The 23462-nt window shown below is 45.4% G+C and carries 20 protein-coding genes; 13 read left to right on the top strand and 7 right to left on the bottom strand.

Annotated features, from left to right (window positions below):
* Positions 1–3: 3 nt before the first annotated feature.
* Positions 4–1350, bottom strand: a complete 1347-nt coding sequence (locus BUC01_RS14785) for a S41 family peptidase (RefSeq protein ID WP_073314085.1) — start codon at positions 1348–1350, stop codon at positions 4–6.
* Positions 1351–1506: 156 nt separating this feature from the next.
* Here BUC01_RS14785 and BUC01_RS14790 point away from each other — a divergent pair, with 156 nt between their 5' ends.
* Positions 1507–2793, top strand: a complete 1287-nt coding sequence (locus tag BUC01_RS14790) for an O-acetylhomoserine aminocarboxypropyltransferase/cysteine synthase family protein (RefSeq protein WP_025831255.1) — start codon at positions 1507–1509, stop codon at positions 2791–2793.
* Positions 2794–2821: 28 nt separating this feature from the next.
* Positions 2822–3883 (top strand): tRNA 2-thiouridine(34) synthase MnmA, encoded by a 1062-nt coding sequence (gene mnmA / locus BUC01_RS14795; protein ID WP_073314087.1) that lies wholly within the window; start codon positions 2822–2824, stop codon positions 3881–3883.
* A gap of 52 nt (positions 3884–3935) precedes the next feature.
* Here mnmA and BUC01_RS14800 read toward each other — a convergent pair whose 3' ends face one another.
* Positions 3936–4595, bottom strand: coding sequence for a response regulator transcription factor (locus BUC01_RS14800; protein ID WP_073314138.1), 660 nt, complete (start codon positions 4593–4595; stop codon positions 3936–3938).
* Positions 4596–4986: 391 nt separating this feature from the next.
* On the opposite strand from BUC01_RS14800, the gene BUC01_RS14805 reads away from it, so the two are divergent.
* Entirely contained in the window at positions 4987–5241 is a 255-nt protein-coding gene (locus tag BUC01_RS14805) for a hypothetical protein (RefSeq protein ID WP_073314090.1), read from the top strand.
* Here the strand turns inward: BUC01_RS14805 and BUC01_RS14810 are convergent.
* Complete coding sequence (locus tag BUC01_RS14810) at positions 5208–5798, bottom strand: DUF4251 domain-containing protein (RefSeq protein ID WP_025831256.1); 591 nt, start codon at positions 5796–5798, stop codon at positions 5208–5210. The genes BUC01_RS14805 and BUC01_RS14810 overlap by 34 nt on opposite strands.
* Before the next feature lie 54 nt (positions 5799–5852).
* Complete coding sequence (gene nhaC, locus BUC01_RS14815) at positions 5853–7280, bottom strand: Na+/H+ antiporter NhaC (protein WP_139261873.1); 1428 nt, start codon at positions 7278–7280, stop codon at positions 5853–5855.
* Between the two features lie 168 nt (positions 7281–7448).
* Between nhaC and BUC01_RS14820 the strand changes: the two genes are divergently transcribed.
* From BUC01_RS14820 to creD, 4 genes are all read left to right on the top strand, one after another.
* Positions 7449–8516: a sugar kinase gene (locus BUC01_RS14820; protein ID WP_025831257.1), complete on the top strand. Its 1068-nt coding sequence runs from the start codon at positions 7449–7451 to the stop codon at positions 8514–8516.
* A 73-nt stretch (positions 8517–8589) separates the two neighbouring features.
* Positions 8590–9174 (top strand): hypothetical protein, encoded by a 585-nt coding sequence (locus BUC01_RS14825; RefSeq protein ID WP_025831258.1) that lies wholly within the window; start codon positions 8590–8592, stop codon positions 9172–9174.
* 3 nt (positions 9175–9177) lie between these two features.
* Complete coding sequence (locus BUC01_RS14830) at positions 9178–9474, top strand: winged helix-turn-helix domain-containing protein (protein ID WP_025831259.1); 297 nt, start codon at positions 9178–9180, stop codon at positions 9472–9474.
* Between the two features lie 16 nt (positions 9475–9490).
* On the top strand, positions 9491–10888 hold the full coding sequence (creD, locus tag BUC01_RS14835) for a cell envelope integrity protein CreD (protein ID WP_025831260.1): 1398 nt from the start codon (positions 9491–9493) through the stop codon (positions 10886–10888).
* A 141-nt stretch (positions 10889–11029) separates the two neighbouring features.
* Here creD and BUC01_RS14840 read toward each other — a convergent pair whose 3' ends face one another.
* The 3 genes from BUC01_RS14840 to BUC01_RS14850 form a co-directional block, all read right to left on the bottom strand.
* Positions 11030–12040 carry a GGGtGRT protein gene (locus BUC01_RS14840; RefSeq protein ID WP_025831261.1) on the bottom strand — a complete coding sequence of 337 codons (1011 nt, stop codon included), beginning with the start codon at positions 12038–12040 and terminating at the stop codon, positions 11030–11032.
* A gap of 21 nt (positions 12041–12061) precedes the next feature.
* Complete coding sequence (locus BUC01_RS14845) at positions 12062–12763, bottom strand: iron-sulfur cluster assembly scaffold protein (protein WP_009131327.1); 702 nt, start codon at positions 12761–12763, stop codon at positions 12062–12064.
* Positions 12764–12935: 172 nt separating this feature from the next.
* On the bottom strand, positions 12936–14702 hold the full coding sequence (locus BUC01_RS14850) for a pectate lyase family protein (RefSeq protein ID WP_025831262.1): 1767 nt from the start codon (positions 14700–14702) through the stop codon (positions 12936–12938).
* 168 nt (positions 14703–14870) lie between these two features.
* On the opposite strand from BUC01_RS14850, the gene BUC01_RS14855 reads away from it, so the two are divergent.
* From BUC01_RS14855 to BUC01_RS14880, 6 genes are all read left to right on the top strand, one after another.
* Positions 14871–15425, top strand: a complete 555-nt coding sequence (locus BUC01_RS14855; RefSeq protein ID WP_394363913.1) for an RNA polymerase sigma-70 factor — start codon at positions 14871–14873, stop codon at positions 15423–15425.
* A 104-nt stretch (positions 15426–15529) separates the two neighbouring features.
* Complete coding sequence (locus tag BUC01_RS14860) at positions 15530–16702, top strand: FecR family protein (protein WP_073314094.1); 1173 nt, start codon at positions 15530–15532, stop codon at positions 16700–16702.
* A gap of 16 nt (positions 16703–16718) precedes the next feature.
* Positions 16719–20078 (top strand): TonB-dependent receptor, encoded by a 3360-nt coding sequence (locus tag BUC01_RS14865; protein WP_073314096.1) that lies wholly within the window; start codon positions 16719–16721, stop codon positions 20076–20078.
* Positions 20079–20098: 20 nt separating this feature from the next.
* A complete protein-coding gene (locus BUC01_RS14870) occupies positions 20099–21550 on the top strand; it encodes a RagB/SusD family nutrient uptake outer membrane protein (protein WP_073314098.1) in 1452 nt (483 codons plus the stop codon).
* Positions 21551–21561: 11 nt separating this feature from the next.
* Positions 21562–22719, top strand: coding sequence for a metallophosphoesterase (locus tag BUC01_RS14875; protein WP_025831264.1), 1158 nt, complete (start codon positions 21562–21564; stop codon positions 22717–22719).
* Between the two features lie 84 nt (positions 22720–22803).
* A complete protein-coding gene (locus BUC01_RS14880) occupies positions 22804–23301 on the top strand; it encodes a DMP19 family protein (protein WP_025831265.1) in 498 nt (165 codons plus the stop codon).
* The last annotated feature ends 161 nt before the right edge of the window (positions 23302–23462 follow it).

The raw sequence follows: 23462 nt of genomic DNA on the forward strand, positions 1-23462 counted from the left end.
AATTTATTTGATTATAAGACCGTTGCGGAAGGTGCGTTTCACCTTTACGCTTTTCACAACTGTCATTTGGGTTTCGGGGGTTGGCTCCGGTTCGGGAAGTACGATGCTGCCATTGATGATGCCCAATGCCGCACTTATCAGTTCTTCATTCGGGTCGCCTAATGGCAATACTTTGGCAAAATTACTCAGCTGGCTGACAGCATAGTCCGGAGTGAACCCTTTGGCATAATCCGCCTCATCTTCCGAATTGAATACTTCGCACACAACGGGGCGGAGCACCCACAAGAATTGATCGCTGGGGAAACTTTCCGTAGCCACCGTTACTCCTTTGGTGGTGCTGCCCACTACCACTACTTTCATATAAGGTTTCAGACAGTTGATCAGCATTTCTGAGGCAGCCGCAGTTGTGCTGCTTGTCAGTACATAGACTTTAGGCAGATTTAAGTTGCTGCCTCCTTCCGGAAGCTGGGCGTCAAGCGTCAACTCATGGTTTTTATATTGCCGCTTCTGACTGTATACCAATGAGGCAAAGGGGCTGCCTAACTTATCGGCGGGCACCAGTATGTCTGCCAATAGCTGTACACACTCCATTTCTCCACCGTCATTGTAGCGCAAATCGAGGATGAAGTCCGTTACTCCCTTTTCTTTATACAATTGGGAAAGCCGGAGCAGTTCGCTGTTATATTCCTTGCTGAAATGATTGTATGCCAAATAACCGATATTCAGAGTTCCGCTGGTGTAAAGAGCATAAGCCGGTATGACGACATCCTCCACCGGGCGGGAAGCGGGCAGGTTGGCTTCACGATAACTTTCAATGCTGCCTTCCTCTTCTCCTTCTTCATTCTTTTTTGTGACGTATCTTCCTATCGACAGTTTCTGGTTTTCGCCTTCGGTCAGTAACTTCTCAGTCTTTTTGGTAATGAAGTCATCGTTGATTTGCATGATCCATTCCCCCCGCTTCAATCCTATTTCTGAAGCCGGAGATTCGGGAATAACGTAGGTGACCAGAGCAAGATAGGCGGTGTCATTGTCGACGACGCGATACAGGTTATAGTCGAAGCCATAACTTGGCGGAGGAGTACCATACAATGTGTCGACACTGGAATATCCCTTATCAAGCGGAGACTTTATTTTCTCCAGAAACGCTTCCGGAGAGAGGAAATAGTTCAAGTCTTTTGAGTTGGGGATGTCTTCAAACCAAAGATATTCTTCCCTCATGATGCTGTCTATCCACAAATCACGTCCGGTCAGCGGATAATATTCCGGCCAACGGTCTACTCCACAAGAGAATAAGCTTGTCATCGCAAGGACTCCCAATAGTAGGAAAAGCTGTATATTCCTTCTTTTCATCTGTATCTATCGTTTGGTTTTCGTTGCAAATTTAGCGAATAGTTTGTTTATCTACCATAAATGTGGTATAAAATTCCCTATCTTGTGCCATTGCCCATGTCAGGGCATCCCCTTATCTTTGCACTCAATCAATTAATCCTAAAAAATACAACGACAATGGAAACAAAGAAACTGCATTTCGAGACGCTCCAACTACACGTAGGACAAGAACAGCCCGACCCGGCCACCGATGCACGCGCCGTGCCTATTTATCAGACTACTTCATACGTATTCCGTGACTCTGCCCATGCTGCCGCACGTTTCGGCTTGCAAGATGCGGGGAATATTTATGGACGCTTGACTAATTCCACACAGGGCGTATTCGAAGCCCGCGTGGCTGCTCTCGAAGGTGGCGTTGCCGGACTGGCGGTCGCTTCGGGCGCTGCTGCCGTCACTTATGCTTTTGAGAATATCACCCGTGCCGGAGACCATATCGTTTCTGCCAAGACCATCTACGGAGGTACGTATAATCTGTTGGCGCATACCCTGCCGGCATACGGAGTGACTACTACTTTTGTAGATCCTACTGAGCTTTCGAACTTTGAAAAGGCGATACAGGAGAATACGAAAGCCGTATTTATCGAGACTTTGGGTAATCCGAATTCCAATATCATTGATATTGCCGCAGTAGCCGAAATTGCCCACCGCCACCGCATTCCATTGATCATAGATAATACCTTCGGCACTCCTTACCTGATACGTCCGATAGAATACGGGGCTGACATCGTGGTTCATTCTGCTACAAAATTCATTGGTGGTCATGGCACGTCATTAGGGGGCGTGATTGTAGATAGTGGCAAGTTCGACTGGGTGGCTTCCGGCAAATTCCCTCAACTGACGGAACCGGAACCTTGCTATCATGGCGTTCGGTTTACGGATGCTGCGGGGGCTGCCGCCTACGTAACCCGTATCCGTGCCGTGTTGCTTCGTGATACAGGGGCGACGATCAGTCCGTTCAATGCCTTCATTCTGCTGCAAGGATTGGAGACTCTTTCCCTGCGTGTGGAACGCCATGTGGAGAATGCGTTGAAAGTGGTTGACTTCCTGAAGAAGCATCCTAAGGTGGCGGCGGTTAACCATCCGTCGTTGCCGGAGCATCCGGATCATGCTTTATATGAAAAGTATTTCCCGGGTGGTGCCGGTTCTATCTTTACTTTTGAAGTGAAGGGTGGGGTGAAGGAAGCGCATACTTTTATTGATAACTTGCGGATATTTTCGCTTTTGGCCAATGTGGCAGATGTCAAGTCGCTTGTCATCCATCCGGCTACCACGACCCATTCGCAACTGAATGGGCAGGAACTGGAAGAACAAGGCATTAAACCCGGAACGATCCGTCTGTCCGTCGGTACGGAACATATTGCTGATTTGCTGGATGATTTATCTCAGGCATTGGACAAAATCTGAATGAAACGATAACTACCTACTTTACTAAATGAATATTGCTGTTTTATTATCAGGAGGTGTCGACAGTTCTGTGGTCGTACACCTCCTTTGTGAGCAAGGCTACCGCCCGTCCCTATTCTATATCAAGATAGGAATGGACGGTGCCGAATTTATGGATTGCTCGGCCGAGGAAGACTGGGAAATGGCTTCGGCCGTTGCCCGCCGTTATGGCTTGCCTCTTGAAATGATAGACTTGCAGGAAGAGTACTGGGAACAGGTTGCTGCCTATGCTATTGATAAAATTCGTAGCGGGCGGACTCCCAATCCTGATGTGATGTGCAACCGGTTCATCAAATTCGGTTGCTTCGAGCAAAAAGTAGGGAAAGAGTTTGACTTCACCGCCACCGGACATTATGCCACTACCGTTAATAAGGATGGCAAGATATGGCTGGGTACAGCCGTAGACCCGGTAAAAGACCAGACCGACTTCCTGGCTCAGATTGACTATCTGCAAGTCTCTAAACTCATGTTCCCTTTGGGGGGATTGATGAAGCAGGAAGTACGGGATATTGCCCGCACGGCCGGGTTGCCCACTGCCCGCCGCCGTGACAGCCAGGGCATCTGCTTCTTGGGTAAGATAAATTATAATGACTTTGTCCGTCGCTTCCTCGGCGAGCGTGAAGGGGATATAGTGGAATGGGAAACAGGCCGGAAACTCGGTACGCATCGTGGTTATTGGTTTCATACCATCGGCCAGCGCAAGGGCTTGGGACTGAGTGGCGGGCCCTGGTTTGTGGTTCGCAAGGATGTGGAAGCGAATGTGCTTTATGTCTCTCGCGGATACGATACGCAGTGGCAATATGGTCGGGAATTTAAGATGCACGATTTCCATTTCATTACCGGGAATCCCTGGCGGAAGGGGGAAGAAGTGGATGTTACTTTTAAAATCCGGCACACACCGGAGTTCATGCAGGGAAGATTAATCCCGGAAGGGGAGACGTATCGCATTATCTCAGCTGATAATTTGCAAGGCATCGCTCCGGGACAATTCGGCGTAGTTTATGATGAGGCTTCCCGGATATGTATCGGTAGCGGAGAAATCTGTGTCTGAAAATTTTCTTATATAAGGCTTTTCGTTTTTTTTATGTAAGGGATTCGCATCCTTATATATAGTATTCCACCAAGTCTACAATTCCCGCCTTCATCGCGTATTTCGTGGCTTCGTGGGCATTGTTCACTCCTAACTTGCGGAATATATTTTTGCGGTGGCTGTTTACTGTGTGGAAACTTAGGTTTTTCTCCGCTGCAATCTCTTTGGTTGTTTTTCCTAAAGCTATTTCTTTCAGTACGCTACGTTCCGCCGGGGTCAGTAAATCGTCTTTCAGTGCGGGGCGGGCGGGAGAAGCATTGCTGCCGGACAGCAACAGGTTGCTCACATGATTGCAGATAAACCGTTCCTTCCTTGAGGCGCATTGCAGTGCGGACAGTATTTCTTCTTTTGAATTATCCTTCAATACTACCCCGAACGACATGCTGCTGAACAGTACTTGCCGCAAAAACTCCACGCTCAACTCGTCTGAGAAAAGCAACCAGTCAGCTTCCTTAAATCGTTCGTGTAATACAATCAGTTCGTCTGCTCCGGAAAAGTCAAACAGGGTATAGTCCAGTATAACTACCGCTTGCGGATGCAGGCGCAGTTGCTGAACCAATTCTCCTTTGTTGTCCGCTTCCAGCAACAAGGCAGTGTCTTTTTGCTTGCTAAGCAAGAACATCATACCTGCTTTGGTGATGTCCTGATTGTCGGCGATGATAAATTCTCTCATATCGGGTACAAAGATAATGCAAATTGAGTGCAGAACTTTCATGCTTGCATGGGAAAGTTCTGCCGAAATGCAGCTTATCTTCTTTAAAGATAATGCAAACAGAGGCAGAATGAAATGAACTGTTCCTTTTTTTGTTCGGATGGGCTGGGAGCCGGACTGTAATGGTCAAGGTATATAGCAAAGACAGGATAAAGATATAGATTAACCTATCATCATTGGCATTGATGATAGCCATCATCGGCATTGATGGTAGTCATCATCCGTATTGATGGTAGTCATCATCCGTATTGATGGTAGTCATCATCCGTATTGATGGTAGTCATCATCCGTATTGATGATAGTCATCATCCGTAATGATGATAGGAATCATTGGCATTGATTGTAGGAATCATTGGCATTGATTCTAGGAATCATCGGCATTGATTCTATGCTTATCTATAACCCTATTCTGTCTCTCTCATATACCTTGACCGTCACTGTCCGGCTTTCATCCCTTTCCGGTCCTATGGGCATCTGTCTGCTGATTCGTATTTATACAAAAAAACTCTGCCGCAAACAGTCCCCGAAAGGTACCTTTGCAGCAGAGTGGAAATATATATATTGTAAAGGGCTTTACCAGGAACGTCCTTTGAAGATACTGGATTGACTTAACGGAACCAGATTACCGCTCAACGTCATCGTGTTGGAGTTGAAGTTCGGGCTGATGGTTACAGTGGCATTGTTGCCGCCGTTGGTCAATGTAATGAAAATCTGTGCCGAAATACCGATACCTTGAATGCTGAACTGGCAATTCACATTCCCTTTCTTATCGGTAGTAATCTGCATATCCGATGTGGAACCGTCCACAGTTACACCGCCGATGCCGTTAGGACCGGGATATACGGTGTTGAACGCTACCTGCACGGTACCACGTCCCTGGTTCATCAGTACGAAGTTGGTGTTGGAGTTTACAAAAGCCGTCTGTCCGTTGCGGAACATCACCTGGTCGGCTTCCAGTACAAATTGGTGGGCTTTCAATGCAGCCACAGCGTCATCATACGAGATGGCGTCGGCTACTTGTTCTTCAGCTTTCAGGCGGGCGCGTTCAGCGTCTCTTTGTGCCTTACGGTCTGCGCGGCGTTCCGCTCTACTTTCTTGTGCATACATGGCGGTCGTTGCCGCACTCATCATCACTAATGCTACTAATGCAATAAACTTTTTCATAATTCTTTAATGTTTAGGTTTTACGATTCTTGTTCGTTTATTGCAAAACAACCTTTATTCGGGATTGTTCACGGGACGCTTCACAATTTTATATCCGATGGCGGCAACCAGGATGCTCATCAACGGGCTGATAATGTTGAAAAAGCAGTAGGGGAGGTAGGTCAGCGTAGATACGTTCAATATCGTTGCCTGCGTCATTCCGCACGTATTCCAGGGTATCAGCGGTGAAGTGACGGTGACGGCATCTTCCGTGGTGCGGCTCAGCAACCGGTTTTCATATCCTTTTTTCTCATAAATGTTGCGGAACATGTTTCCGGTAAGGATGATGCTGATATATTGGTCGGCAGTGGTGAGGTTGAGAAACAGTCCCGAACAGACGGTGGACGCCACCACACTGACCCTTCCTTTCATGAAACGGACAAATACGGAGGTAATGCTGCCCAGCATACCGCTTGCCGTCATTGCACCGCCGAAGCACATGGCACAAAGTATCAGCCAAACCGTGTCCATCATGCCTGCCATGCCACGCGTAGACACAAGGTCGGTCAGCATCGTGTTTCCCGTGTTCAGGCTGGTGCTTCCGTAGAAAGTCATCATCGCTCCTTTAAATAGATTGCTCCCTCCGGCAATTTCACGCAGCAAGTCCGGCTGGAAGATGATGGCGCATATCCCTGCCAGCAGAGTAGAGAGAAACAGGGTGATGATGGAAGGCGTTTTCCGTGCTATGAGTATTCCGGTCACTATGGGGACAATCAGCAGCCAGGGAGTGATGACGAACGTGTCTTTCAGCGAAACGGCAAAGTCGGTCATGTGTTCCGTAGAATTGGTTTCGATAACGAACCCCATTACGGTGAAGATAATCAGCGTGATGACGAGCGATGGTGTGGTCGTAATCAGCATATAGCGTATGTGCCTGAACAAGGGCACGTCCGTTATGGACGAGGCAAGTATGGTGGTTTCTGACAGTGGGGAAATCTTATCACCGAAATAGGCACCGGAGATGATGGCTCCCGCTATCCACCCTTCATTGAATCCCTGCGCCTTGCCGATACCCATCAGTGCGATGCCGATAGTTGCGATTGTGGTCCACGAACTGCCTGTCATGACGGAAATCAGCGCGCAGATGATGCAGGTGGACGCCAGGAAAAAGTCGGGGTGGATGATTTGCATACCGTAATATATAAGGGTGGGGACAATGCCGCTTATCATCCATGCACCGCTCAGTGCACCTATAATCAACAGGATAATAATGGCGGTGGCGACTCCTGCAATATTATTCGTGATGGCGAGTTCGTAATCTTTCCAGGGGACACGGTAGAAGGCCATACCTATAAATACGCAGAAGGCCGTAGTGGTCAGCAAGGAAATCTGGCTGCCTCCTCCCAAAGCATCGCTGCCGAATGTGTGTATGGTGGCGAATAACATTCCTACCAACAGTCCGATGGGCAGGAGGGATACTAAAGGAGAGGGGATTTTCTTCAATGAACTCATTCTGTTTGTTATATCAGTTAAAACTTTGCAAAGTTACAACAAATCCGGTTATTATGTTTTGTCCCTGCTTCTCCGCCAATAAATATTATTATATCTTTGCGTTTGCTTGGAATAAAAATGCAACTTTGACGTTCGGTTAATCTTTTTTGTTGACAACTTATGAATCAAATATCTACCCATAAGAAAGTAGTTACCTTCGGCGAGATAATGCTGAGGCTGACCGCACCTGATTTCCTCCGTTTTTCACAGACCAATCAGATGATAGCTACCTATGGTGGCAGTGAAGCCAACGTAGCCGTTTCATTGGCTAACTTCGGCATACCTACTGAGTTCGTAACCCGTCTGCCGGACAATGCTGTGGCCCGTGCCTGTATCGCTTCGCTCCGTGCCAACGGCTTGGGTACTGACGGAATTGTCTTCGGAGGCAAACGTATGGGACTTTACTTTTTGGAAAGCGGCGCCGCCTTCCGCAATTCGAATGTTGTTTACGACCGTGAGGATTCTTCATTTGCTACGCTGCGTCCCGGTATGATTGATTGGGAAACAGTATTCGCTGACGCGGGTTGGTTTCATTGGTCCGGTATTGCCGCCGCCCTTTCGCCGGAAGGTGCCGAGGCTTGCCGCGAAGCTCTCGAAATAGCCGACCGCATGGGACTGACCATCTCTTGTGACCTTAATTTCCGCAAGAAACTCTGGAATTACGGTCGTCCGGCAGCCGAAGTCATGCAGCCTTTGGTGCAATACAGCGATGTTATCTTTGGTGCCGAACCGGAATATAAGGAAATTCTCGGCATTCAGCCCGTTGGTTTCAAAGCCACCGATGCTGCCGATACTTCTTTCGAAACCAATCTTCCTGCTTTCGAGGATTTCGGCCGTCAAGTAGCGCAGCTTGTACCCCGTTGCCGGAAAGCTTTCCTGGAACTGCGCAATTCCATTACTTCCAATCATAACCTCCTTGCTGCCGTAGTCTATTCGGACGGTACACTGAAGCACACCGGCATCTACGACATCGAACATGAAGTAGACCGCGTAGGAGCGGGTGATGCGTTTGTCGGTGGCATGATATACGGTCTTATCACCTATCCCGATGATGACCAGAAGACATTGGAGTATGCTCTTGCCGCTTCCGCACTGAAAAATACGGTTTATGGTGACTTTAACCATGTGACGGTAGAGGAGGTTGAGAGTCTGATGCAAGGAAATATTTCAGGCAGAGTATCCCGATAAAATATTTTTTTTCCAATATTCTTTGGTGCTTTGACTATTTATCTTTTACTTTGTAGCACAAAGTACTTTTTATATGGATAAGAACAAAGCATTAGAATCAGTGAATGAGATAAAGGAGTTGATGGAAAAATCCTCCAAGTTTGTGTCTCTAAGTGGAATGACGGCTATTTTGGCCGGAGTATATGCCTTAGCCGGCGCGTTTGTGGCCAATAGTTTCTTAAGTTCGGGAGAGAACCGGGAAGGACTGATAATGGTGGCCTCGTTGGTGCTGACGGCTTCTGTAATCACAGCCTGTATCCTGTCCTGTTATAAAGCCAGGAAAACCGGGCAGAAAATATTCAGTAAATTAACTTATCGCATTGCCTGGAATTTTGCATTGCCGTTGCTGACGGGAGGATTGTTCTGCATTGCCTTGCTGCTGCACGAGATTTACGGGTTGGTATCTTCTGTAATGTTGTTGTTCTATGGGCTTTCTCTGGTCAATGTTTCAAAGTTCACCTATTCCAATGTAGCCTGGTTGGGATATGCATTCCTTTGCCTGGGCATTGCAGACTGCTTCTTTGAAGGACATGGCTTGCTGTTTTGGACAATCGGGTTCGGTGGCTTCCATATCCTGTATGGTATATTGTTTTATTTGCAGTATGAAAGGAAAAGGTGATAGATGATAGAAGCATTTCAAAATATAAATAAGGCATTCGAAAGTAAAGTCCGCTTGGGCATAATGGCTGTCCTGATGGTAAATGAGGATGTGGATTTCAACACCCTGAAGGAACTGCTTTCGTTGACGGACGGCAATCTGGCCAGCCATACGAGGGCTTTGGAAGAGTTGGGCTACATCGTTTGCAAGAAAACCTTTGTGGGACGAAAACCTAAAACTTTTTTTCAAGCCACACAGGGAGGGAAGAAGGCTTTTAAGACTCATATAGAGGCATTGGAGAATTTTCTGAAATCAACTTAATTAATACGATTCTATTATGGAAAATTTAAATGAAAACTTAAACGACAATTTGAATGATGATTTTAGTGATCATCTGAATGAAGGTCTGAATGAAACGAAGAGGCAGGCGAGTGGTTGTTTGCATCGTTTCTCAAAATCAATTAAGGTAGTGGTAATTGCTTTTCTGGTGTTGTTGCTGCTGATTCCGATGTTTATGATTGAAGACATGATTTCAGAACGCGGACGTACGCAGACGGATGCTATTGCGGAAGTCGGTCAGAAATGGAGCCTGGCGCAGACCATTACAGGGCCTTACATTAATCTGAAGTATCCCATCACTCACGAAGACAATGGGGTAAAGAAGGTGTCTATGGGAGATGTAACCTTGCTTCCCGACGAATTGTCTGTAGACGGACAATTGCATACTGAGATTCTCCGGCGGGGTATTTATAAAGTAAATGTATACCAGTCGGAACTGGTTATCAAAGGGTTCTTTAGCTCGGAAGAACTTCTGAAGAACAATGTAGATATGGATGCGCTATTGTATAATCGGGCGGCGGTCTGTCTGAATCTGACAGATATGCGTGGACTTAGCGAGCAGGTCAGCATTACTCTGAACGATTCAGTCTATATGTTCGAGCCGGGAATGGATGGTCGGGGCATCGATAATATGGGTGTTCATGCTATCGTCGACCTTTCTGCCCTGAAAGAAGGCAAAAAGCTGCCTTATGAGATGAAGATTAAACTAAAAGGTTCTCAATCCATTAACTTTACTCCATTGGGCAAAACCACAAAGGTCAATCTGAAAGCCAATTGGAACACTCCGAGTTTTGACGGTAATTACTTGCCGGAGAAGCGTGAGATTACGGAAACGGATTTTTCTGCGCAATGGCAGGTGTTGAATTTGAACAGGAATTATCCGCAGGTGCTTGTCAATTATCAGAATGCGAGTATCAAGGATATTCAGAATTCAAATTTCGGGGTGAACCTGAAAATGCCGGTAGAGCAGTATCAACAGTCTATGCGTTCTACTAAGTATGCGATTCTGGTTATCTTATTGACTTTTATGGTGATATTCTTCACTGAAATTCTGGAAAAGACTCGTATTCATGCTTTGCAGTATCTGCTGGTAGGGTTGGCGCTCTGTCTGTTCTATAGTTTGTTGCTTTCTATGTCCGAGCATATCGGTTTTGGCATGGCTTATCTGGTGGCATCGGCGCTTACTATCGCTTTAGTGGGTGGCTATATGCTGGGCATTATCAGGAGAAAGAAACCGGCTTTTATTATGGTAGGGTTGCTTGGTGTACTTTATATTTATGTATTCATTCTTATCCAGTTGGAGACTTTTGCTTTGCTTGCCGGCAGTCTTGGGTTGTTTGTGATACTGGCTATGGTGATGTACTTCTCTAAAAAGATTGATTGGTTCAATGAATAAACTAAACTAAGATTTTATATATTTTGCAGAAAAATGCCCGGAATGAGAATTACTACAGTCTTCTCTTCCGGGCATTTACTACAAAAAAAGCTCCTGTAATCATCAAGACTACAGGAGCTTATTTATTTGAAGTAACTTAAATTACTTGCTCAAAGCCTGAGCTACGTCAACCGCACAAGCTACAGTACAACCTACCATCGGATTGTTACCGATACCCAGGAATCCCATCATTTCTACGTGAGCAGGAACTGATGAAGAACCAGCGAACTGAGCGTCTGAGTGCATACGGCCCATTGTGTCGGTCATGCCGTAAGAAGCCGGACCGGCTGCCATGTTATCCGGGTGAAGAGTACGACCTGTACCACCACCGGAAGCAACTGAGAAATAAGGCTTACCAGCAAGAACACGTTCTTTCTTGTAAGTACCGGCTACCGGATGTTGGAAACGAGTCGGGTTAGTAGAGTTACCTGTGATAGATACATCTACACCTTCTTTCCACATGATAGCTACACCTTCGCGAACATCGTCAGCACCGTAGCATTTTACTTTTGCACGGGCACCATCACTGTAAGCGATTTCCTGAACTACTTTCAGTTCACCTGTGTAGTAGTCGAATTGAGTCTGAACATAAGTAAAGCCGTTGATACGAGAGATGATCTGTGCAGCATCCTTACCCAAACCGTTCAGAATACAACGCAGAGGTTCTTTACGTACTTTGTCAGCTTTTGCAGCAATCTTGATAGCACCTTCAGCAGCAGCGAATGATTCGTGACCTGCCAGGAAAGCGAAACATTTAGTTTCCTCACGCAGCAACATAGCTGCCAGGTTACCATGACCGATACCAACCTTACGGTCATCGGCTACAGAACCCGGAATACAGAATGCCTGCAAACCGATACCGATAGCTTCAGCAGCTTCAGCAGCGTTTGTGCAGCCTTTTTTGATAGCAATTGCAGTACCTACAACATAAGCCCACTTTGCATTTTCAAAGCAGATAGGCTGAGTTTCTTCACACGTCTTATAAGGATCGAGTCCATAAGATTCGCAGATAGCGTTTGCTTCTTCGATGTCTTTGATGCCGTTAGCGTTCAAAGCTTCAATAATTCCTTTGATACGACGGTCTTGACTTTCAAATTTTACTTCTCTAATCATAGTTCTTTTTCCTCCTTATAATTATTCGTGACGTGGATCAATATGTTTAACTGCACCCTGTTCAGCTGTTACGCGTCCGTAAGTACCGGTTACTTTCTTCAATGCTTCGTTAGCATCCGTACCCTTCTTGATCTCATCCATGAATTTACCCATGTGAACAAATTCGTATCCGCAGATTTGGTCATCCTTATCCAGGAAGATGTTCTTGATGTAACCTTCAGCCATTTCGAGGTAACGAGGACCTTTAGCCAATGTACCGTACAGAGTACCTACCTGGCTGCGCAGACCTTTACCCAAGTCTTCCAGTCCGGCACCGATAATCAGACCGCCTTCAGAGAAAGCTGACTGAGTACGTCCGTAAACGATTTGCAGGAAGAGTTCGCGCATTGCGGTGTTGATAGCATCGCAAACGAGGTCAGTGTTCAAGGCTTCGAGGATGGTCTTACCCGGAAGGATTTCAGATGCCATGGCAGCTGAGTGAGTCATACCGGAGCAACCGATTGTTTCAATCAGGGCTTCCTGAATGACACCTTCTTTCACGTTGAGGGTTAATTTACATGCACCTTGCTGGGGAGCACACCAGCCAATGCCGTGTGTCAAACCAGAGATGTCAACAATTTCTTTAGCTTTTACCCATTTACCTTCTTCGGGAATAGGAGCCGGTCCGTGGTTAGGACCTTTCTTCACAACACACATGTGTTCCACTTCGTGTGAATAAGTCATAATTAGCTCTTTTTAAGTTATATAAAATAAAAAACGTAATCCATTTTTCAAATCGCTCGCAAAGTTACTCCTTTTCTTTATTTATGCAAATCGAGTTATCTGACTTTTTTTATAAAAATTAATAATAAGAGACAGTGGTTCTGTGTATTGCAATCTCCACATTACAATAATTTTAACGGGGGCTCTTGAAACTGTACTTCTTTCCTCCGGATTGCACGCTGATAACGGCGGGTTGGTTGAGGGGATATTCCGCCTGTTCGTCAAAGCATTGGTAGGAGGCTATGGAGCGTCCCGATAAATCATAGATATCGATACGTGCTCCCGCGGACAGTCCTTTGAGGACAATCCGTTTATCCTGTCGGAAACATTTCACTGCATCTGTGGCTTCGGCAGAAGAAGAGGATATGCCGGTAGAAGTACCATATAGACCGAAATCGTTGATGCTTGGTGAGTTATTGCTGTTTTCGTAACAGGTTTTCATAAGATTGTCAACGAGGCTGTTAATATAGAGTTCCAGATAAGAATATCCGGTGGTCGGTTCTATGTCCCGATAGGTTTTACCAACAGGCAGATACTGTGCAGCCCAAGTGTCGGGTATACCATCATTATCGGTGTCGGCGGGTTTTTCTTCACTGTTGTACAGAGGCCATCCTTCCACATCCTCCTGCGAATCAATCAATCCGTTACTACTCCCGTTGCTGCCTTCGTAGGTGTAGTTTCCATTCTTTACTTCGGAGATGATGCGTCCGTCAACAGCGTCGCGTTTCAGGCTCGCGCCTGCATGTGCGAGTACATTTTCATAAGCCTGTGCGGCAGCATGGGTACTGACGGCGGCTATTTCAAATTCAGTAGTGCTCTTGATACCATCAATGTTCCCTTCCGGTAAATCTCCGTTACCCAGATGCGGGTGAATACCTTCCCAATTGTCGGCATTGGTCTGTGCTATCAGTTTTTTCATGTCACTGCTTAGTTTGGAACAAGTATCGTCAAAATAGTTTCCACTGACATAAAATCTCCCCCAGATACCGGCCGGATTACTTTGAGTACCATCATCGGCATTGGGCTGAAAGATGCGGTTAACGATATTTTTCTTGGTAGCGGTGGAAGGTCCCGGTTTATAATAATTGTTCACGAAATTATAGCGTCCACCCTCTCCGGCATATCCTCCATTGGTAGGCCCCCAATTATAAAACACGTTGTTGCGCAGGTCAGTGAGTTCCGTCTCCCATCTTCCGACGGAGCGGCTGCCATCCAGGCGAGGGGTGCGGCTACTGTGGTGAGCCAGTAAATTATGGTGGAAACTGGCGCCTTCACCTCCCCAGATAGCTCCATAACCGTGATTCCCTTTGACGTGCACCGACTTGGTAAGGCTCTCGCTCAAGATGCACCATTGCATGGTGAAGTTCTTGTTACTATAAAACGAGGCACATTCGTCTGTACTCCAGCTCATACTACAATGATCTATGATGATATTTGAGGTATAACGCCCCCACATGGCGTCATCTTCCGCTTTTGTCTCGTCTCCCATCCGGCTACGGATGAAGCGGATAATAATGTTGGTGGCGCATTGGTCCTTTTTCTCTTCCTCTTTATATCCGGCAATGTGTAAGGTATAGTTTTTAAGGCAGATACCATCTCCCGGGGCAGTTTGTCCGGCGATGGTGAGGTCACCGTTTTTTATCACCAGTCGGCTTTGCAGTTCAATGAGTCCCGAAACATCGAAAACAATGGTTCGGGCGCCTTTCATGTCAATGCCTGCGCGTAGCGAACCTTCACCGCTGTCGTTAAGGTTGGTGACGTGGTATACAATTCCTCCTCGTCCGCCGGTAACGGTGTGGCGGGCAAATCCTTCGGCGCCGGGAAAGGCCGGTGTGGTTTGAGCTTGCGCAAAGACTGTGCATAAAAGGAGAATAAACAGGAACGGGTAGTTTTTCTTCATGGTTTTAAGATTGATATTCCAATGTGGCAAAAGTATGCGTTTTCCGGGTGAATGATGTCGATAAATTCTTTTTCTATGTGTAAGATTTGGTAGATAGCAGACAGATTTCTTTGTTAAACTTGAACAAGAAAAACTATTTTTAATTATTTTTGCATACTAAAAAGGTGAATTGTGATAGCGGATGCCTCTTATACCCTTATCAGCATAAAGCTCAATGAACAAGAGTTTCATAATATATTTGAAAGATATTATGTAGCCCTCTGTCTGTTTGCCAACCAGTATATGGAGGACGATGAAGCTTCGGCGGATATCGTACAGGACTCATTCGCTAAATTGTGGCAGATCAGGGATGATTTTTTCTATTTGCATCAGGTGAAAGCCTTTCTTTATACAGCTGTGCGCAATAAAGCGCTGAATGAGTTGGAACATTCTAAAGTTGTATGGGAGTATGCCCAAAAAGTAATCGAGAAGAAAAAAGACTCTTTCTTTCATGATGCGGTGGTGGAAGAAGAAACTTATAGAATAGTGGCGGAGGCTATCGATATGCTTCCCGCTCAGATGAAGGCTATCATGAAGTTGGCTATGGAAGGAAAGAAGAACAATGAGATAGCCGAACATTTGAATGTATCTGCCGAAACTGTGCATACCCTTAAAAGAATTGCCTATAAAAAGCTGCGTGAACACCTGAAAGACTATTACTATTTCTTATTCTTTTTTATCTGAAATACTCCTCATTTTATTTTTTTTGAAAAAAAAATGGTATTCCGTTAACCATAAATATCAATTGACCTGTATTACTATAAAAGACAACAAAAAAAGGTCAATATATGATAAAGCAAGACTTCCACATAGCTAATATTATTGCACGGCATTTATCCGGTGAGATAACTCCCGAAGAAAGTGTCCAATTAGAGAAATGGCGAAATGAAGATACTGCCCATGAAGCTCTTTTCCGGAAGATATGTAATGAGGAAAATCTCAGGCTGCATATAGAGAAAGGTTCGATATTCAATACCTCTACCCATTGGGAAGGTATTCAGAAACGAATCAAGCGAAATGACAGCAGGGAGAGGAGGCTAAAAATACTTCGCTACGTCGCTGCCGTTCTGTTTCCGGTTTTTATATTGGGAATTTCACTGGAATATACTTCTCATGATTATTCTCAGAAGCAACCCGTACTGACAGCCCAGTCCATACCACCGGGAGAATCCAAAGCTATTTTGACGTTGGACAACGGAGAAACAATCTGCTTGAATAAAAATGCTTTGGACGCATTGCAGGAATTAGAGGGAACACATATTAAGGTGGATTCAACCACTCTGAATTATCAGGTGGCGCAGCCTGCTTCTCAAAAAGAAAAGCCCATATATAATAAGGTTGTAATTCCCCGTGGGGGAGAATATGCCTTGGTACTGAGTGACGGAACAAAAGTGCATCTGAATTCAATGAGCAGTCTTCGGTTTCCGGTGACATTTGGTGCCGGTGCGCGGGTAGTGGAACTGGAAGGAGAAGCTTATTTCGAGGTCAGTAAAACCGGACAGCCTTTTTTAGTAAACACGAAAGGGGTACAGGTAGAAGTGCTGGGTACGACATTCAATATCTCAGCCTATCCTGATGAAGAATACCAGGCTACGTTGGTCAACGGGTCGGTAAAAGTCAATGCCGAAAAGAGTGGAAGTCTTATTCTGAAACCTTCGCAGCAGGCCACTCTGTCGGTAGGTAGCAATTCCATGCAGGTGCGCACGGTAGACACTTCTTTCTATACCTCATGGGTAGAAGGGAAAATACATTTCAAGGACCAACGCTTGGAAGACATCATGAAGACACTTTCGCGCTGGTATGATATGGAGGTGGTTTACCAGAATGAGAGGATTAAAGATTTCCGTTTCGGCTGCCATCTCGACCGCTACGAGGAAATAGCACCTTTCGTCAGACTGCTGGAGAAGACGGAAAAGGTGCATGCTAAAATTAACGGTAAAACAATTACTTTTTATAACTAACTAATAATCATTTACTATGAACAAGAAGGACTACTGCAACAAACATGAGAGAAGTAGCAAACGTTTGTGGATAACGTTTCTGTTTTTTTGTTTCATTGTCACAGGTTTCATGCAAGCTGCAAACACAGCATTTGCTCAAACCACTGTTACGGCAACATTTAAGAAAGCTACTTTGAGCGAAGTACTATGGGAGGTTCAGAGACAGACAGATTTCACGTTTGTCTACAGTACTAAAGATGTTGAGGGGATAAATGTTCAGAATTTGAATGTAAGCAATGAGAAAATTGCTGTTGTACTTGAGAAATGCCTCAAAGACAGCGGACTGACTTATTCTGTTCATAATGGAGTGATTGCTATTAAGCCAATTGTCAATGAGGTTAAAGAGGTGGCTGCTCCCCAGCAGAAGACGAAAGTCAGCGGTGCCGTCATTGACGAAACCGGAGAACCTATCATTGGCGCCAATGTCGTGGTGAAAGGTACTACCAATGGTGGTACTACCGATCTTGACGGTCGTTTTTTTCTGGAAGTAGATCATCTTCCGGTCACACTGATTGTTTCTTATATCGGCTATGTCCGTCAGGAAATCAAGGTAACCTCCGGCAAGATGCTTAAAGTGGAAATGTCACCGGACATCAACCTGATGGAAGAAGTGGTAGTTACCGGTTACGGTACTTTCAAGAAGTCGGCTTATGCCGGTTCCGCTTCCAGCGTAAAGGGGGAGACTCTGAAAGACGTTCCCGCTGTTTCTTTCAAAGATCTGTTGCAAGGCAATGCACCGGGTGTTCAGTTCACTTCTTCATCCGGCCAGCCGGGGGCATCCTCTTCCTTGCGGATTCGTGGTATGGGCTCTTTCAACGCCAGCAATTCACCGCTGTATGTGATTGACGGGGTTCCGATGCGTTCCGGTACCATCAATACGATGAGTTCGGATGCAGGTCTTGATATAATGTCGACTATCAATAGCTCCGACATTGAAAGCGTTACGGTTATTAAAGATGCCGCTGCCGCTTCACTCTACGGTTCGCGTGCTGCAAATGGTGTGGTACTTATCACTACCAAGAAAGGTAAAGTCGGCAAACCCACTATCACATTGAAAGCCGATTGGGGAAGTTCTGATTTCGCTATGGATTATCGTCCGGTGATGGGCGGGGAAGAACGCCGTCAGTATATTTATGATGGTCTGGTAGCTGGTCAACTTAAAAAAGGCAAGAGCGAAGCCGATGCGATGGCTTATGCTGATGGAGAAATTGACGACTATGCACCTGTTCCCTGGTGTGGATTTATAGACTGGGATGACGTTCTGTTCCAAAAGGGAAGCCATCAATCTTACGAAGCCTCTTTATCGGGAGGTACGGACAGATTTAAGTATTATTCTTCACTTTCTTATCTGAAACAGGATGGTATAGCCATCAACTCCGGACTGGAACGCATCAGTGGAAGATTGAACGTTGATTTTCAGGCTACTGATAAATTTAAGTTAGGCGCAAATGTACTGTTTGCTACCGTTAATCAGGATGTGTATAGTGAGGGTACTTCTTATTCCTCTCCTTTCTACACATCACGTAGTGCTGTCATCCCTTCCGACCCTGTTTATAATGAGGATGGCACTTGGAACCGGGAACTTATCCGTATCAGTGACCGTAATCCCGCTTTATCGGCAACTTATGATTATCAGCGTGAATATGTGACCCGCGCATTCAATACGATTTATGGTGAATATGAATTCATTAAGAATCTGAAGTTTCGGTCTACTTTCAGCTACGATTATGTCAATACGAAAGGTAACGATTGGAAAGACCCGCGTACTTCCAACGGTGATGACATCAACGGAGGCATGAGCAAGAAATTTTATGAGTATAAGAAAATGGTATGGGCGAACCAGTTGAGTTACAAGACAACTATTGCTACCGACCACCATGTCGACGCATTGGTGGGATATGAGATTGACGACCAATATCGCGATTATCTGTCAGGCTATGCCACCAACTTTGCCACTTACGACAAAAATGAGATCAGTAACGGTATGAAAACCGAATCGGTAGGTGGCAGCGACACCCGTACACGTATGGTGTCTTATCTGTTCCGTCTGAACTATGATTATAAGAACAAATACTATCTGGGTGGCAGTTTCCGTACGGACGGCAGTTCCCGTTTCCACAGAGACAACCGTTGGGGTAGCTTCTGGTCAGTGTCCGGTTCATGGCGTATGATTGAAGAAGAATTTATGGAACCCGTGAAAGACTGGCTGACTGATTTGAAGATTCGTGCATCTTACGGTGTGAATGGTACTCTTCCTTCCGATTATTTCGGATACAGGGGATTGAGCAGTCTGACCAATGGATATCTGGAGCAACCGGGTATTGTCCAGTCTCAATTGAAGAACAATGATTTGCAGTGGGAAACCAACTATAACCTGAACCTGGGTCTGGACTTTAGTTTGTGGAGCCGTATTAATGTTACGCTGGAATATTACATCCGTACTACCAAGAACCTGTTGATGGACCGTCCCATCTCCATGACTACCGGTTTCAGCAGCTATCTGATGAATATTGGCGAGGTTAAGAATAAAGGTGTGGAATTGGAGATAAACTCCACCAATATTCAAACCAAAGATTTCTCATGGAACACCGCGTTCAACATTTCTCACAACAAGAATGAGATTGTGACTTTGGATGGTATGCAAACGGAAATTGTCAGTGGAACTCAGATTCGTAAAGTAGGGAAATCATATCGCACATTCTATATGATAGAGTTTGCCGGAATCAACCCCGAAACCGGTGCGCCACAGTTCTATACGAATGATGTTGACGAGAACGGTAACTATAAGAAAGAGATTACCGAAGTTATAAAAGATGCTCATGCCATTGTACTGGATAAGCATGCCGAACCGAATGTTATAGGTGGCTTGTCGAATACTTTACGTTACAAATGGTTCGATCTCAACTTTATGTTCTCTTATCAGTTTGGCGGTTACTCATACGACAACTGGGCACAGAAAACGGAGCATGGCGGCAACGACCTGGAAGCTAATATCCCTACTTACTACCGCGACAGCTGGAGAAAGCCGGGTGACATCACGAGCTATGAACTGTTCTATGAAAAGCCTTCTGTGGCTATGAACAAGGTGACCACTACCCGTCGTTTGCATAGTACCGACTTTATCCGCCTGAAAACGTTGACATTCGGCGTGACTGTTCCGAAAGAGTGGACTCGTAAAATAGGTCTAGAGAATGTACGTGTGTATGCATCAGCCAATAATCTCTGGACCTGGGCGGCTTATGATTATTACGATCCGGAAGCTGTCAGCGGTGGTACTGCCATTTGGGGAACGCCTCCTCTGAAGACCGTGACCTTTGGTGTAAACGTTAATTTCTAACCGTTAAAATACTTGATATTATGAAACTATTGAAATATTTATTCGTCAGTTCCGTATTGCTCGTAGCTACCTCTTGCGGAAACAATTGGCTGGATCTTGACCCTTCCACTTCGGTAGACACTGAAACCAGTATTAAGATATTGTCGGATGTGGAATTTACCTTGAATGGTATTTATAGTACTATGCAGAGTTCTGATGCATATTCAGGCCGTTTGGTATATTATGGAGACGTGACAGGGGATGACATGCAGGCTGTCAGCTCAACCAAGCGTGTGGCTAACTATTACCGTTTCAACTTTACCAAGGATAACGGGCCTACTTCCCATTGGTCTTATCTCTACTCCATAATTCAGAATTGTAATCTGATTCTGATGAATATTGATAAATTGAAGATTGATGAAGAAGATGCCGCATACAGGGATGATTTGAAAGGAGAGGCATTGGCGCTTCGCGGTTTGGCTTTGTTCGATTTGACCCGTATCTTCGGTTACCCGTATACAAAGAATAACGGAGCTTCGCTGGGGGTGCCTATTATTGAAGGTTTATCCACTATCGACAGCAAACCGGCTCGTAACACAGTAGCTCAATGTTATGAGAAGATTATCGACGACCTTACCAAAAGTACCAAATTGCTGAGTGGCAAATTCAATAAAGGTAAAATCAATAAATGGGGGGCAATGGTATTGCTCAGCCGTGTCTACCTCTACAAGAACGATAACACCAATGCTTTTAATACGGCGAAAGAAGCTATTGAGGGAGCGGAAAAACAAGGTTACGCCCTGTGGACTAATGAAGAATATCCCACCGCATGGGGCAATGATGCGTCAGCTTCCAATCCGGGCGAGGTTTTGTTCGAGATAGTCAATCTGACCACTGATAGCCCGGGCAAGGAGAGTATGGGATATCTGAACTCAAAAGACGGTTACGATGATATGTGCATCACTTGTTCTTTCTATCAGTTCCTGAAGGAAGACCCCAATGATGTGCGTCTTAAACTGTTGAGTTTTGATAAGAAATATTATGCTTACGTCTTTAAGTATCAGCCACAGCAAAACGAAAATATCGAAGACGCCAATATTCCGCTTATCCGTCTGTCCGAAGCCTATCTGATTGCAGCTGAAGCGGCCGTTAAGTTGAACGACAATGATGCGGCGGTGGATTTTCTTGATCCGATTGTGAGGCGTGCCAATCCGGATAATACTGTTCAAGGCGAAAAAATTACTTTGGAGAGAGTGTTGAATGAACGTCGTAAGGAATTGGTCGCTGAAGGACATCGTATGTATGATGCTGTCAGAAATGGGTTGACGATAGAACGTGTGAATGTAACGGATAAGAATTTGAGTAAGACCAAGCATGACACCAAATATATGAAAGATATTAACTGGGATTTCTACATGATAGTGCTTCCTATTCCTAAAAGAGAGATGGATGCCAATCCCAATATGGAGCAGAATCCTGAATATGGTAATTAAAAATAAATGAGATGAATAAGACAAGTTTCACTAAGTATTTTCTTGTCGCATTTACTCTAATGTTCATCAGTTCCGGCCTGAGTGCCGGAACTTTTGATTTAGACGGCAAGAAGAAAGGCAAGGAGAAGAAAGAGGAGTTGTCGGCCGACGGCCCTTATGTGATTTATCAGCCCGATGGCAAAACGCGTGTTATCAGTGTGGACAAGAAAAGAAAGATTATTGATACCACCTATAACGCATTGCCGGAGGATTTTACTTTGCACGTTGTGGATCACAAGGGGCGTTTCCCGTTCGATGTAAAACTCCATCTGGTGAAGCGTCCCGACTGGCAATACCGGCAACCCGCGAAGGTGTTTGTGATGTCCGATCCGCATGGACGTCTGGACTGTGTGATTAGCTTGCTGCAAGGCAACGGAGTTATAGATAAAAACTATAACTGGAGTTTTGGTAATAATCATCTGATGGTTATCGGAGATATCTTCGACCGTGGAAAAGATGTACCGCAAATTTTCTGGTTATTCTATAAGCTGGAGGATGAGGCTGCCAAAGCCGGGGGAACCGTTTCCTTCCTGTTGGGAAATCACGAACCGCTGGTGTTGGCAAATGACTTGCGCTATACCAAGGATAAATATAAAGAGTTGGCGAAGAAGTTGGGTATGGATTATCCCAGACTCTTCGGACCGGACACTGAGTTGGGGAGATGGTTGGGAACCCGGAATACGATGCAGATTATCGGCAATGACTTGTATGTTCATGCCGGATTGGGTAAGAGGTTCTACGACCATGATTTAAGTATTCCTACCGTGAACGAAGAAATGAGTAAAGCCCTTTTCATGAATAAGAAAGAACGTAAAGCCCTTTCTCCGCTGACGGCATTTCTGTATGGCAACGACGGACCGATCTGGTATCGTGGTCTTGTGCGTACTGATGTCAAATATCATCCGATGGCACAAGACAGCCTGCAAATGGTGCTGAAACGCTATAAAGCAAAGCGTATTATCGTGGGGCATACTATTTTCAAGGACATCTCCACCTTCTATGACGGAAAAGTAATCGGCGTCAATGTGGACAATAAAGAGAACCGGAAGAAAAAGCGTGGGAGAGCACTGCTGATTGACGGGAATACGTACTTCGTGGTGGGCGATAGGGGTGTGCTGCGGAAATTGTAGGGATGTCTTTCGTGGTTTTTGGTCTTCTTGTTATACCTTTTTCTTATAAAACACATATCTTTGTCGCAATATAATAAGAAGACCATGATAGAAATTACGGATGCTGCCTTGCGTAAAGCCGCAGGCGAGGGAATGGATGCTTTCATCCAAGTGTTTACCGACAAATATAAAGAAGTGATAGGTGGTGAGCTGACTGCCGACAGTATGCCATTGCTGACAGGTGAGCAGCATACTTTGCTCGCCTATCAATTGTTTCGCGATGAAGTGATGGATGGTGGTTTCTGCCAATTGATACAGAACGGTTACGGCGGTTACATATTTGCCAATCCGTTTGCCAAAGTGATGCGCTTGTGGGGAGCGGAAGATTTCGGGAAACTGGTATATAGAGCTAAAAAGATTTATGATGCTCATCGTGAAGACCTGGAACGTGAGCGTACAGATGATGAATTCATGGCCATGTATGAGCAATATGAGGTTTTCGATGAATTGGAAGACGAATTTTTGGAGACAGAAGAGGGGGTAACCACCTTGATAGCCGGCTATGTTGACGAACACCTGGAACAGTTTGCTAAAATCGTCTGATTTAACTTCCTAAGTTATGCTTTGAGGGTGGTGTATTGAAGCGTCGCATTTATGACTTGGAGTCAGCGCCTACATAGAGTTTATACACATTTCTACCTACACGCTTACACCCATGCTCTGTATCGCCCTGTTCATCGGTGATACAGCGGTGGTGTAGGTAA

This window comes from Bacteroides stercorirosoris (genome assembly GCF_900142015.1).
Taxonomy (GTDB): Bacteria; Bacteroidota; Bacteroidia; order Bacteroidales; family Bacteroidaceae; genus Bacteroides; species Bacteroides stercorirosoris.

Bases quoted from the DNA above. Each gene is read 5' to 3' on its own strand.
- BUC01_RS14820 (WP_025831257.1), top strand. From the start codon at position 7,449: ATGAATCAAATATCTACCCATAAGAAAGTAGTTACCTTCGGCGAGATA.
- BUC01_RS14865 (WP_073314096.1), top strand. From the start codon at position 16,719: ATGAACAAGAAGGACTACTGCAACAAACATGAGAGAAGTAGCAAACGT.
- BUC01_RS14800 (WP_073314138.1), bottom strand. From the start codon at position 4,595: ATGAGAGAATTTATCATCGCCGACAATCAGGACATCACCAAAGCAGGT.
- BUC01_RS14845 (WP_009131327.1), bottom strand. From the start codon at position 12,763: ATGACTTATTCACACGAAGTGGAACACATGTGTGTTGTGAAGAAAGGT.
- BUC01_RS14860 (WP_073314094.1), top strand. From the start codon at position 15,530: ATGATAAAGCAAGACTTCCACATAGCTAATATTATTGCACGGCATTTA.
- BUC01_RS14880 (WP_025831265.1), top strand. From the start codon at position 22,804: ATGATAGAAATTACGGATGCTGCCTTGCGTAAAGCCGCAGGCGAGGGA.
- BUC01_RS14840 (WP_025831261.1), bottom strand. From the start codon at position 12,040: ATGATTAGAGAAGTAAAATTTGAAAGTCAAGACCGTCGTATCAAAGGA.
- BUC01_RS14790 (WP_025831255.1), top strand. From the start codon at position 1,507: ATGGAAACAAAGAAACTGCATTTCGAGACGCTCCAACTACACGTAGGA.
- BUC01_RS14830 (WP_025831259.1), top strand. From the start codon at position 9,178: ATGATAGAAGCATTTCAAAATATAAATAAGGCATTCGAAAGTAAAGTC.
- mnmA (WP_073314087.1), top strand. From the start codon at position 2,822: ATGAATATTGCTGTTTTATTATCAGGAGGTGTCGACAGTTCTGTGGTC.
- BUC01_RS14875 (WP_025831264.1), top strand. From the start codon at position 21,562: ATGAATAAGACAAGTTTCACTAAGTATTTTCTTGTCGCATTTACTCTA.
- BUC01_RS14870 (WP_073314098.1), top strand. From the start codon at position 20,099: ATGAAACTATTGAAATATTTATTCGTCAGTTCCGTATTGCTCGTAGCT.
- BUC01_RS14850 (WP_025831262.1), bottom strand. From the start codon at position 14,702: ATGAAGAAAAACTACCCGTTCCTGTTTATTCTCCTTTTATGCACAGTC.
- creD (WP_025831260.1), top strand. From the start codon at position 9,491: ATGGAAAATTTAAATGAAAACTTAAACGACAATTTGAATGATGATTTT.
- BUC01_RS14785 (WP_073314085.1), bottom strand. From the start codon at position 1,350: ATGAAAAGAAGGAATATACAGCTTTTCCTACTATTGGGAGTCCTTGCG.
- BUC01_RS14825 (WP_025831258.1), top strand. From the start codon at position 8,590: ATGGATAAGAACAAAGCATTAGAATCAGTGAATGAGATAAAGGAGTTG.
- BUC01_RS14810 (WP_025831256.1), bottom strand. From the start codon at position 5,798: ATGAAAAAGTTTATTGCATTAGTAGCATTAGTGATGATGAGTGCGGCA.